We start from the raw sequence: 11,474 nt of genomic DNA, 5'->3' as shown, positions 1-11,474 counted from the left end.
CAGGTCGCGGATCTGCCGGCTCAGGTCGAGGCGTTCGGCCCGGATGAGGATCTGCACCGGCGCGGAGATCGAGTGCAGATACCGGCCGAAGGACGCGACCAGCGCTTCCTGCTCGCCCGGGGTGCGGAGCGCGAAGTTCACCGTCGAGGCCACCGCGACCATGGCGACGCCGTCGGTACCGAGGTCGATGACTCCGGCGTCGGTGACGCCTTCGGCGGGCAGCCGCAGCGCCGCCGGCGACACCTCCGAGCCGTCCGCCGTGCCGTCGGTGTCGTTGGTGGTGATGTGGCTGGTCAGCCAGCCCGGGGCGGCCCGGACCCCTTCGGGTGCGGCCACTTGGTGCCGCGGTTGCAGCCGCTGGCAGATCGCAGCGAGCAGCAGCCGGTCCAGGCTCATGCCGTCGCGCCGGCCCAGCACCAGCACCGCCGCCGCAGTCCCGATCGGGACCGCGATAATCAGGAACACCGGCAGCGGCACCACATCGCGGGTCAGGGACCACGCGCCGTAGAGGACGATCCCGGTGACGGCGAGGATCGTCAGCTGCCGCGCGGTCAGGTTAGCGAGGATGCGATCCTCGCGGTCCACATCGGACGGTATGCGCACGGGCTGCTGAGTCATGACGGTGTACCTCCACGGGACGGCGACTTCGGCACCGACTTCGGTGCGGGTGTCGGTGGTGGGGCCGGAGCGCGGAACGCGAGCGGCGGCACGGACGGGGTGCGGGGCCGGGCGTCGCCCAGACGCGGTTCGGGACGCGCGGGCCGGAACACCGGGGCGGCGGGCGGCGGCGTGGCGGGGGTGACCGGCGGGGAGGTGTGGCCGGGTTCCGGTGTGGCCGGCTGGAACCGCAGGTGCGGCGGGACCGCCGCCACCGCGACCGGCCGGGCCGCGGTGGTCCCGCCTGTACGGCGTGGTGTACCGGGGGCCTGGAACCTCGGTGCCGCAGGCTTCCTGCCGCGCCCACCGCGACCGGCCGGTGGCGGGACCGGCGTAGCGGGCCGGGGCGCGGAGCTGAACTCGGGCGCCGCGGGCCGTGCGGGTTCGCCGGAACTCACGGCGGGATCGTGGGTGGGTGTGTGCGGGCCTGGCTGCAGGAACCGTGGTTCCTGCGAGGGCCGACGTGGCTGCTGGGCGGCGCGTAGCCGTTCGGCGTCGTACTGCTCGCGCATGCGCTTGTTCACCGCTTCCGGGTTCGGGGCCATCCGGGGTTGCGGAGGCCAGGGCGGATCACCGGCACCGGCCCGCCCGCCCCCGCCGGAACGACGAGTGGGCGTGGGCGTGGCGGGGGTGCGGGCGGTGCCGAATCGGCCGCCGCGGCCCGCGATGGCGCCGAAGGTCTTCGCGACGACGAAGGCCTTGACCAAGCCGCCGAGGAACGAGCGGCCGGTGCCGAGCTTGGTCGCGGAGAGGAACCAGAACGGGATCTTGAACAGGATGTAGAGCAACCCGAGCGCGGCCAGCAGCATCACCAGCCCGCCACCGAGCGAGTTGAACAGGCGCACGCTGCCGTTGAGGACGGTGTTGACCGCGACGATCAGGGTGAGCGACTGCGCGACCTGGATGCCGAGCGTCGCGCCGAGCGCACGCCAGCCCCAGCGGGCGATGCCGTCGGTATGGGGCAGGGCGTGGCAGGCGACCCACAAGGGCGCGGAAACGATCAGGATCAGCGTGAAGATCACCCGCACCACGTAGACCAGCAGCAGCGCGATCACGGCGATGACCAGCACCACCTGCAGCAGCAGAAGGAACAGCCCCGCGGACGCGACGGCGGAGTAGGCGCCGTTGATCGCCCCGGCGAGAGTGTCGCCGAGCTTCGGCGGATCAACGCCGCCGTCGAGGACTGCGACGGACAGCGCGTTCGCGAGCCGGATCGCCTTGTCGATGAGGAACAGCGACAGCATCGAGGCAAAGAACGACACGATGAGCCGGGGCGCGATCTCCTTCATCGAGTAGCGGCTCTGGACCGACTCGTGCGCCATCACGATGATCCCGCCGACCATGATCAGCCCGCCGTAGCAGGCCAGCACGATCAGCCACGAGTGGTTCCACAGGTTCGTCACACCGGGCAGCGAATCCAGCGTGGGCGTGGAGAACGCGGTCTCGCCGAGCAGCTTCAGCAGCGGGTCGAGCGCGGACCTCACCAGCTCACGGAACACGGCGTTGATCGCCGCGGTCATGCAGCCGCTGATGTTCGTGAGCCCGCAGTCCGCGTCGCCACCGGTGACGCCCGGACCGGGCTGCCCCGGCCCGGTGCCCGGCGGGGCGGGATCGGGTTGCGGGATGCAGCCCTCACCGGTGCACGGCGGCTCCGGGCTCGTGCCCGGCGCGCTACTCGGGCCACTGGGCGCGCAGCCGATCTGACCGGGGAAACAGCTCACCGGCGGTAGTTCGGTGACCGGCGGCAGCGGGCTCGCCGGCACCGACGGCCGCGGAGACCCAGTCGGCAAATGGCACACCGGATCCGGCGAACCCGGGGCACACGTGTTCCCCGGCGGAACGGCCGACAGCGGCGGCGGTTGCTGCGGCGCGGGCTGAGCGAGTGCGGCCTGCAGTGTTCCGGGCTGCGACGGCGTCTCGGGTGATGCCCATGCGCTGACCGCCAGGAGGCCACCGAGCACCACGGTCAGGCCGAGCGCCAGCAGTCCCGGCAACCGCCGCCGGGAACCGCGGCCGGCGTGTGCAGGGGCAGGCGGGGCGAGCTGGGCCCGCTCCCGGTGCACTGGCGCGGCAGCGCACCGGCGGGTGCCGGGCGCCCCGCGATCCGGGGCGGGCACGCGGGGATGTCGGGTCTCGGCCATGACCTCAGGCCCCGACAATCCCGCGCAGGATCTCGACCACGAGCGGCGCCAAAGCGGCCAGCCCGTAACCCCACCCGGCCGACTTGAACGCGCCCTTGGCCTTCTCGACTTCGGCGGGGTCACCGTTGGCCAGCAGGTACCGGACGCCACCGAAGGTCAGGATCACCGTCGCCAGCCCGGCCAGGATCCCGAAGAGCCAATTGCGGACGTTGGTGAAGACCTGCTCGATGCTCGTCGCGAGCGCGAGAACCTGGGTGGAGGCCTGCGCCGGAACGGCAGTCAGGAGGCTGCACAGGACCCCGCCCACGATCGCGGCTGCGATCAACCGGGGGACCGTGCTGCGCACGGACGACACAGGAAAGATCTGATGACCAGGCCGTGCGCGGTCGGCAGCCGACCGGCGGCGAGCAACAGCCCGAAGCCTTGCCCGTCGCCTCCTCGGAGTGGCCGGAGCCAGTGTGGACGGGGACAGGGGCGAGTGGGTGTGCTGGGTTGGGGGGCGGGGTGTCAGGCGCATCGGCGCACCTCCGAAGTCGGCTCGTGCTCGGCGGTACGCGGAGAGCCAGATGGGGTCTCCCCGCACCCCAAGAGGCCGGATTTCGGGTCGTTTTTCGACACCAAGCGTGAAGATTTCTTCGGACCCGTCTGCCGCCCGTTGCGCAGACGACCACTCACAGCATGTGACGAACACGGTTCTTCGCCGGCGGGTGCGTCGGGGGTGCCGGCGTGCAGGGCGGTCAGTGCGGCGTCGGCGACCGGGTCCTCGGCGTCGGTGTCGCTCACCTGCTCCCGCAGCCAGGCGACGAGTCGGTCCTCGGCCCGATCACGCGCCTTGAACGCGGTCTTCAGGACCGTGCCGTGGCGCTGCGCCCAGTCGGTCATCGACGTCTCACCGAGCCGGGTGGCCGAGATCAGCTCCGCCTCGGCCGGGGTGAGGATCCGGTCCCCGACCGCCCGCGCGAGCACCAAGTCGGGGTGGCCATAGGGCGGGCGCGGTGCCGCGGAGCGATAGCCCGTCCCGGCCGGCAACGGCGCGTCGAGCGACTCCTCCAACGCCGCCTGCCCGGCCCGCCGCGCCGCGTAGTGCAGGCGCACGACGATGCCGGGATCGGTCAGATCCACCGCCGCCAATGCCTGGAGGAACCCGGCGAGCACCGCCGCGTGCACATCAGCCCGGTCACCCCGGTAGCGGGCGGCCAGCCACCGGGCACTCGAGGCCAGCGACGGCAGCGCCATCCCGACACACGCCACCGTCCACGCACCGCCGCGGGCACGGGACTGCAGCACCAGATGAGCCCACACGTCATCGCGGGTCCGCGGCGGGCACTGCTTGCTCATCACCCGGTCCCGCAGCTCGTCCAGCGGCACCGGCCGCCGCGGCAACCCCGCGAACCGGGACCCCTGCACCGCCATCGGCTCCGGCCCGGTGACCAGCCAGCCGAAGGCATCGCGCGCGGTGTCCAACGGCAGCCACTCGTGACCCTCGTGCTCGCCCCGGATGGACGCGGAAACAGCGTCGTCGTTCGTCATGGTCCTGCTCCTGTTCGAGGTTTCGGAATCAGCCCCGTCAGGACGCCAGAACGGCGACAAGAAAAGAACAAGAAAAGAACAAGGGCGAACTTTGCGAAGAGACGCGGAGGCTACTAAAGCCACGCGGGTGACACGATCCAGACGGCTCGTAGGCAGTCCGCGAGCGACGCGCACACGGGAGGTTTTTAGTAGCCTCCGAGCTGGTCTTTTAAGCGATTTTTAGTAGCCGATCGGCCCTCTGCAGTGGGACTGCGGGCTGTGTGGCATGAGTGTCGGGGTGCTCGTGACAGTTTCCGCGCCCCTGGCCGGTGATGCGGACGGTCCGGGAAATCCTGTCGAATGCGAAGTGTGTCACCGGATTCCCCGTGCTGCTCGGCGGCGAATACACCATGTGACTGCACCGTGTTTCCTGCACTGGCAGACGGGGCGCGGCGCTGCGGTGGAGAAAAAAGTCGGGTTCTTGGTGTCGAAAAACAGGGCTGAAACCGGCCTCTTGGGGTGACTTGGCAGACCACGCCGACCACCCGCGAGGAAGGCCACCGATGACCTCGACACCGCACCCCGAGCCCGGACACCGACCCCGCCACCGGCTGCGCCGCCGGACCACAACCCCCGCGGCGCACACCGGCCGCAACCGGCGCCACGCGCGCTCCCGCACCGCCACCGCCGGAGGTACCCGGACGGCCCGCCCGACCACGCTGTGGCCCTTCGCCGACGCCGAGGCACTGCCCGGCACCGCGCTGCTGGCCGGCTGGCTCGGCCGCACGATCCTCACCCTCGTCACGACCTACACCCGCCCCGGCGACCGCGTCCTTCTCCTCACCCCACCGACACCCCCGCACACTCCGGCGCGTGCCTTCGGCAGGGCGCGCGGCGGCGACCCGTATGCCGGACTCGCCGAAGCGGTCTGGACCGTCGCCCGACTCGGCCGCGGGGTCGACACCGCGACCGCCACCCCCGTCCCGGACTACCCCGAGGACGACACCGGGTCGGCCTGGCGCGCCGGAGCCGGGTCGGGGTCGCGACCCCGACCCGGTCGGCTCGGTCTGCACCCCGTGGCCGACCCGGACCCCGATACCGCAGCCCCGTCGGACCGTACGGGAGTCCGACCGCGCGGCGGGTTCGATCTGATCGTCACCGCGCTCGACCCCCACGCCACCGACTGGCTCGCCGTCACCGACTGGGACGCCCTGCTCACCCCGCATGGCCTCACCGCAGTCGTCACGCACAGTGATATGCGCGGCGGGCGGATGCTCGACCCGCACCCGGCACTCGCGAACACACTGGGTAGTCACGGACTGGGGTGTCTCGACCACATCGCCGTGCTCACCGCGCCGGCACCCGACCCGGGCACCAGCCCCGCGGCCACCGAGCGGACCACAGCCGCGACGCCGGCGCGCTGTCGATCGCCGCGCGGCGGCGTCGCCGGTCCGCTGCCGTTGCGGCGGGTGCACCACGACCTCGTTCTGTTCCGACGGTTGTTTCCCGCTGCCCTGCAGTCCGCCGTCGCCGACCGGACGGAGACCTCGGGTGTCTAAGCGCTCTGACATGCACCTGCCCAGGCCAGTAGGGGAGGGACCGGAGGGGCCGGTGCTGGCGTCGGTGTGGCCGACCGGGGCGGCGAGCGTCGCGGCCCAGCTCGACGCGGGCGGCTACCACGACGCCACCGGCACGGACCCCGGATTGATGGCTCCGGCGATCGCCCGGCACGCGATCGCGACGTTCACTCGGCCCGGGGATGTGGTGCTCGATCCGGACTGTGGAGCGGGAACGACCGTCGTCGAGGCGTTGCGGTGCGGGCGGCACGCGATCGGGCTGACCGGGCAGCGCCGGTGGTGGCGCCTGGCCCGCGCCAACGTGACCGCGACGAAAGCCCGTGGGGTGTTCGTCGACGGCATGGTCCTCGTCCTGGACCGCCGCCCCGGCACCGCGGCCGCCGCCGCAACGGCGGGGATGACCGGGCGCGTCGATCTCCTGTTGACCACCCTGCGCCCCGCCGGCGCGGGCGACGATCTCACCAGCGCGCTGGACCGGCTGAACCGGCTGCTGATGCAGTACCGGCCACTCGTGCGTCCCGGCGGGCACGTGATCATCACCTGCACCCCACTGCGCCACCCCGCCCGGCACGACCTGCTCGACGTTCCCGGCCAGATCGCCCTCGTCGGCGGCGCGGCGGGGCTGGCGCCGGTCGCCCGGTGCCTGGCCTTGACCGCGACGGTGAAACGGGGCCGGACCTTCACCCGTGCCACCCTCGCCGAGCGCCGTGCCGCCGGCCGGGCGGAACGCGTACTCGGGCACCCGGTCGCCTTGTCCGCGCACCAGACCGTGCTGGTGTTCCGGGCCGATCCCGACGGCGCCGAGTCGGCGCTGGCGCTGCCCGTCCCGCCGCGGCTCGTATCACCACGAGTCCGCCGGCACGGGGCACGTCCGGCCGGGGCGCTGCCCGAGCACTCCGTCGTGCTCCCGGCGCCGTCCCTCGTGCAGCCCGCGGGTGCGGCGGCATGAGCCGGCACACCGCTGCGCCCGATCCCGCCGGGGCCGCGACGAACAGGACCGTCATGAACTCCATGTCTGAACGAGGCCGGCGCCCCCGCCGGGTGTCGCGTCGTGACGATCCCACGCTGTGTCCCGTCGCGCAGTACCGCGCACGGGAAGCGGAACCCCGAGATCGGTGGCGGCGGCTGCGCGAATACCTGGCCGGGCGGTTGACCGCTCTGTACGAGAACGGCGGCGGGCGGCGGGACACTGCGCATCGCGGGGTTCGCACATACCAGCGTGAGCTGGTCCGGCGCTCGCGCGCGGCGCTCCGGCAGCGCACCCGCGAGGGCTGGTGGCACGGGCCCGCGCCCTACGGCTACACCCTCCAACCTCACTGGGTCGGCGCCGGGTCCAGGCGTGGGGGCCGGCGGCACCGGCTGGTCGTCGACGAGCTGCGGGCGCCGGTCGTGCCGCTGATCTTCACCTGGTCCCTGCACGACAAACTCGGCGACCGCGCCATCGCCCGGCGCCTGACCGAACAGCAGCACCCTCTGCCTGTCGACCCGGTCTCCGGCTGGCCGCGGGCGTGGAGCTGGGCGATCGTGCGGACTGTCCTGACCAACCCCGCCTACCTCGGCTACGTCATCCGGGACCGCACCGAGCGCGGAGTGGACCAGCCACCGGAGTGCTGGACGTGGTCCCGGCAGCGCGGCCACCCGGAATTGGTCGCACCGGCCGTGTTCTGGGCTGTCCACACCCACCGGTCCCGCAAGGCATCGGCGTGCCCGGACACCGGCACCACCGAGTTCGAGAACGACCAGCAGGAGGCCGCGTGAACCAGCAGGTCCACTACCGCGACGACGCGGTCACGCTCTACACCGGCGACGCGACCACGACCCTGGCCGGGCTGCCTGATCGGTCGGTGGACTGCGTGGTCACCAGTCCGCCGTACTGGGGACTGCGCGACTACGGAACCGGCACCTGGGCCGGCGGCGACTCCAGCTGCTCGCACCTGGCGGCGGCCGGCCGCGGCAGCAACGTGCCCCAGTCGAAACAGCCCCGCGTGACGTATCCGGCGTCGGCCGCGCAGCGCGGTGCCGCGCCTCAGCACTGCCGCCGGTGCGGCGCCCGGCGCGAAGACGAACAGCACGGCCTGGAGCCGTCCCCGCAGGACTACGTCGATCGGCTCCGAGGTGTCTTTGCGCAGCTGCACCGCGTGCTGGCCGACACCGGAACGGTGTGGCTGAACCTCGGCGATTCCTACTCCGCCGACCCGCCCGGCCCCACCCGGGGTGACGCGATGCGGGCCAGCACCCTGTCCGGCCGGACCGCGGCGGCACCGCTGCGGGACTCCGTCCGCAGCGCCGGCGTCCGCCGCACCCAGAGCGTGCCCCGCAAGAACCTCCTTGGCATACCGTGGCGGGTCGCGTTCGCGCTGCAGACCGACGGCTGGATCCTGCGGAACGCGATCGTGTGGCACAAACCCAACGCCATGCCCGAATCCGTCCGGGACCGGCTGTCCAACCGGTACGAGATGCTGTTCCTGCTTGTCAAACAGCAGAAGTACTTCTTCGACCTCGACCCGGTCCGCGAACCACCCGCACGTCCTGCATCGCGCAGGGAGGGCAAGCTCATCGGCGGCTCGAACAAAGACCGCGTTACCGGGATCGACGTGACTGCACGGCACCGCGGACACGGGGCGTACGGCAAGCACCGCGATGCCAGCCCCTTCGCGGAGGGAGGGCACCGCGACGAGGTGCGCCCGACCGGGGCGCAGCACACCGCAGTGCCCCAGCGTGGCAAGAACCCTGGCGACGTCTGGTCCATCACGACCCGCCCACTGCGGGAAGCGCATTTCGCGGCCTTCCCGATTGATATCCCGCTGCGGTGCGTCGCCGCCGGTTGCCCGGAGGGCGGGGTCGTGCTCGACCCGTTCAGCGGCGCCGCCACCACCGGCGTGGCCGCACGTCAGCTCGACCGCTCCTACATCGGGATAGATCTCAACCCGCAGTTCCACGACGTCGGCCTCGGACGTCTCGGCCTCGCCACGGACGGCACGGTGAAGGCTGCATGAGAACCTTCATCGCACCCTGCCGCCGGCGCGAGGATGCCGCCCCTTCCATCTCTGATCCGGGAACTGGGAGCGGGGAGCTGCCCGAGGACATGGGGCTGACGGCGAAGGCGGTCACGCTGTGCGTGGGGGATGCCGCGGAGGTGGTCGCGGGGATGCCGGCGGGATCGGTGGACTGCGTGGTGACGTCGCCTCCGTATTGGGGGTTGCGCGACTACGGGATCGAGGGTCAGTACGGGGCCGAGTCCACTGTGGGTCGTTACGTCGCGCGGCTGACGGGTCTTTTCGACGAGGTACACCGGGTTCTGTCTCCTGGCGGGACGGTGTGGCTGAATCTCGGTGACAGCTTCGGCGGGTCGTGGGGAAATTATGTGGCCACCGGGTCGATGGCGCGGACCGCCCGGGCACGGTCCGCGTCCAGCTATGGGGCGCACCGGCCACCGCAATCGGCTCACCGAAGTAAGGATCTGGTCGGTGTGCCGTGGCGGGTGGCGTTCTCGTTGCAGGAGAGGGGCTGGGTGCTGCGGAACGCGGTGGTGTGGGAGAAACCGAACGCGCGCCCGGAGAGCGCGCGGGACCGGCTTGCCCAGCGTTACGAGATGGTGTTCCTGCTGACCAGGTCGGAGTCGCCGTGGCTCTGGCCGCGTGCTGAGGTTGCGGCGGATGTGTGGCGGGTGCCGGCGAGGCGTGCGGGGGTGGGGCATCCGGCGGCGGGAACGTTGGAGGTCGCCCGGCGTTGTGTCCGGCTGGGGTGCCCGCGTGGTGGCGTGGTGCTGGATCCGTTCTGTGGCAGTGGAACCACGGGCCTGGCCGCACTGGAGCACGGCTGTTCGTTCGTCGGTGTCGATCTGGACCCGGCCTGCCACGACCTCGCGTATCGCCGGCTTGCGGAGGTGTCATGAGAATTGAGGGGGCTGTGCCGGAGGGTGATGCGTCGGCGGTGATGACGGTGGCTGAGCTGGCGGCGTTGCCTGCGGTGGTGGATCTGATGACGGCGGCGCGGGCGTTGCGGATCGGCCGGACGACTGCGTACTCGCTGGCGCGTGCGGATGATTTCCCGTGTCCGGTGTTGCGGGTGGGCGGTGAGTACCGGGTCCCGGTCGTGGGGCTTATTCGGGTGCTCGGTCTCGATCCGTCCATCGGGTGAATCTGTTGTGACTCGGGCTTCCCCGAGGGTGGTCTGCAGCGCGAGTATCGCGGCAACCCGCTGATTCGACCGAGAGATGGTGAGTAAGGATGGCGGAGGGATCGGTGTACAAGCGCTGTTCCTGCAGGGACAGCAACGGCCGCGAACTGGGGTCGGCGTGCCCGCGGCTGGAGCAGAGCCGGCATGGGCAGTGGTGCTACCGGGTCGAGCTGCCCAAAGACCGTGCAGGGAATCGGCGTCCGCGGCGGCGTAGCGGCTTCGAGACGGCGAAGAAGGCGCAGGAAGGTCTGGATCACGTCGGGAAGTTGCTTGCCCTAGCCGGTGATGACGAGGACATGCTGCGCAAGATCGCGGATGTGATCGCGGCGGCGATCTCGGCTCGGCAGAAGCTGCCGGAGGTCGAGGACATGCGTCGGCTGGTGCGGGCTGGTGCCGCCGTGCTGGAGCATCCGTTGATGGACGGGGTGTTCACCGCGTTCCTCGCGAAGAAGAAGGCGACGCGCAGCCGGAACACCTACCGCTCCTACGAGTCACACGTGCGGCTCTACCTTCGGCCGCACCTCGCACACATCCGGCGGGACAAGCTGTCCGTGGCGCATCTGGACGGCATGTTCGACGCGATCGTGGAGCACAACGATGTGATCGCCGAATACCGCGCCAGCGGTGATCCGCGGAAGGTCGCGGCGGTGAAGTGGCAGCGCCCGGTCGGTCCGACGTCGATCCGCCGGATCCGGGAAACCTTACGAGCGATCCTGAGCCCTGCGGTCAAGGAAGGCCTGCTGACGGTGAATGTGGCGTCGTTAGTGGAGTTGCCACCGGCGAACCGGCCGATACCGAAGGTATGGACCGAAGAACGGGTAGCGCGGTGGCGGCTGACGGGTGAGATCCCGTCGCCGGTGATGGTGTGGACTCCGGCACAGACTGGCGGGTTCCTCGACTATGCGGTCAACGACCTGCTGTATCCGTTGTTCCATCTAATTGCTCATGTCGGGCTGCGGCGCGGGGAGGCGTGCGGACAGCGCCGCTCCGACACCTACCTCGACGCAGCGACGCTCGAGGTGGCGAATCAGATCGTGCAGTACGGGTGGGAAACCGGGCAGGCCTCGCCGAAGACCACCTCGTCCGAAGGCTTGGTCGCGTTGGATCGCGACACGGTGCTCGTCCTGCGTCAGCATCTGGCGGACCAGGACACGGCCCGCGGCCGGCTTGGCTCGGATTGGGTCGAGAGTGGCCTGTTGTTCACTCAGCCTGATGGCAGTCCGTTGCATCCGGCGGATGTCACGGCGAGGTTCCAGGAGCTGGCGCGTCTGGCTGGGTTGCCGCCGATCCGGTTGCATGACCTTCGCCATGGTGCGGCGACGTTGGCGCTCGCGGCTGGTGCGGACATGAAGACGGTGCAGAACATGCTCCGGCATTCCTCGATCACGGTGACCGCAGACACCTACACCAC

The 11,474-nt window shown here is 71.1% G+C and carries 11 protein-coding genes; 7 read left to right on the top strand and 4 right to left on the bottom strand.

What is annotated here, in order from left to right; genetic code table 11:
- From BMY97_RS45445 to BMY97_RS45430, 4 genes are all read right to left on the bottom strand, one after another.
- The coding region (locus BMY97_RS45445) for a PrgI family protein (protein WP_143086532.1) at positions 1-618 on the bottom strand (618 nt) is incomplete at its 3' end.
- Positions 615-2,378: a TrbL/VirB6 family protein gene (locus BMY97_RS45440; protein WP_245787832.1), complete on the bottom strand. Its 1,764-nt coding sequence runs from the start codon at positions 2,376-2,378 to the stop codon at positions 615-617. The genes BMY97_RS45440 and BMY97_RS45445, both read right to left, overlap by 4 nt.
- A 424-nt stretch (positions 2,379-2,802) precedes the next feature.
- Positions 2,803-3,123, bottom strand: a complete 321-nt coding sequence (locus BMY97_RS45435) for a pilin (RefSeq protein ID WP_245787831.1) — start codon at positions 3,121-3,123, stop codon at positions 2,803-2,805.
- Between the two features lie 182 nt (positions 3,124-3,305).
- Positions 3,306-4,328 (bottom strand): hypothetical protein, encoded by a 1,023-nt coding sequence (locus BMY97_RS45430; protein WP_177231878.1) that lies wholly within the window; start codon positions 4,326-4,328, stop codon positions 3,306-3,308.
- 542 nt (positions 4,329-4,870) lie between these two features.
- On the opposite strand from BMY97_RS45430, the gene BMY97_RS45425 reads away from it, so the two are divergent.
- From BMY97_RS45425 to BMY97_RS45395, 7 genes are all read left to right on the top strand, one after another.
- Entirely contained in the window at positions 4,871-5,866 is a 996-nt protein-coding gene (locus BMY97_RS45425; RefSeq protein WP_091629858.1) for a hypothetical protein, read from the top strand.
- The gene (locus BMY97_RS45420) at positions 5,859-6,833 is read left to right on the top strand and encodes a DNA methyltransferase (RefSeq protein WP_091629856.1); all 975 of its coding nucleotides are present in this window, start codon (positions 5,859-5,861) and stop codon (positions 6,831-6,833) included. Before BMY97_RS45425 ends, BMY97_RS45420 begins: the two co-directional genes overlap by 8 nt.
- Positions 6,834-6,895: 62 nt before the next feature.
- Positions 6,896-7,642, top strand: coding sequence for a recombinase family protein (locus tag BMY97_RS45415; RefSeq protein WP_177231877.1), 747 nt, complete (start codon positions 6,896-6,898; stop codon positions 7,640-7,642).
- Positions 7,639-8,880: a DNA-methyltransferase gene (locus BMY97_RS45410; protein WP_143086531.1), complete on the top strand. Its 1,242-nt coding sequence runs from the start codon at positions 7,639-7,641 to the stop codon at positions 8,878-8,880. Before BMY97_RS45415 ends, BMY97_RS45410 begins: the two co-directional genes overlap by 4 nt.
- On the top strand, positions 8,877-9,779 hold the full coding sequence (locus BMY97_RS45405; RefSeq protein ID WP_245787830.1) for a DNA-methyltransferase: 903 nt from the start codon (positions 8,877-8,879) through the stop codon (positions 9,777-9,779). Before BMY97_RS45410 ends, BMY97_RS45405 begins: the two co-directional genes overlap by 4 nt.
- Positions 9,776-10,024 (top strand): MerR family transcriptional regulator, encoded by a 249-nt coding sequence (locus BMY97_RS45400; protein WP_245787829.1) that lies wholly within the window; start codon positions 9,776-9,778, stop codon positions 10,022-10,024. Before BMY97_RS45405 ends, BMY97_RS45400 begins: the two co-directional genes overlap by 4 nt.
- Before the next feature lie 89 nt (positions 10,025-10,113).
- Positions 10,114-11,474, top strand: a 1,361-nt coding sequence (locus BMY97_RS45395) for a site-specific integrase (RefSeq protein ID WP_143086529.1), incomplete at its 3' end; no start/stop codon positions are given.

This window comes from Amycolatopsis saalfeldensis, from assembly GCF_900110575.1.
In the GTDB taxonomy this organism is placed as follows: Bacteria; Actinomycetota; Actinomycetes; order Mycobacteriales; family Pseudonocardiaceae; genus Amycolatopsis; species Amycolatopsis saalfeldensis.
This window is presented reverse-complemented; position numbering and strand designations above follow the sequence as displayed.

Coding starts and splice junctions, on each gene's coding strand:
- BMY97_RS45400 (WP_245787829.1), top strand. CDS start 9,776: ATGAGAATTGAGGGGGCTGTGCCGGAGGGTGATGCGTCGGCGGTGATG.
- BMY97_RS45415 (WP_177231877.1), top strand. CDS start 6,896: ATGTCTGAACGAGGCCGGCGCCCCCGCCGGGTGTCGCGTCGTGACGAT.
- BMY97_RS45425 (WP_091629858.1), top strand. CDS start 4,871: ATGACCTCGACACCGCACCCCGAGCCCGGACACCGACCCCGCCACCGG.
- BMY97_RS45430 (WP_177231878.1), bottom strand. CDS start 4,328: ATGACGAACGACGACGCTGTTTCCGCGTCCATCCGGGGCGAGCACGAG.
- BMY97_RS45405 (WP_245787830.1), top strand. CDS start 8,877: ATGAGAACCTTCATCGCACCCTGCCGCCGGCGCGAGGATGCCGCCCCT.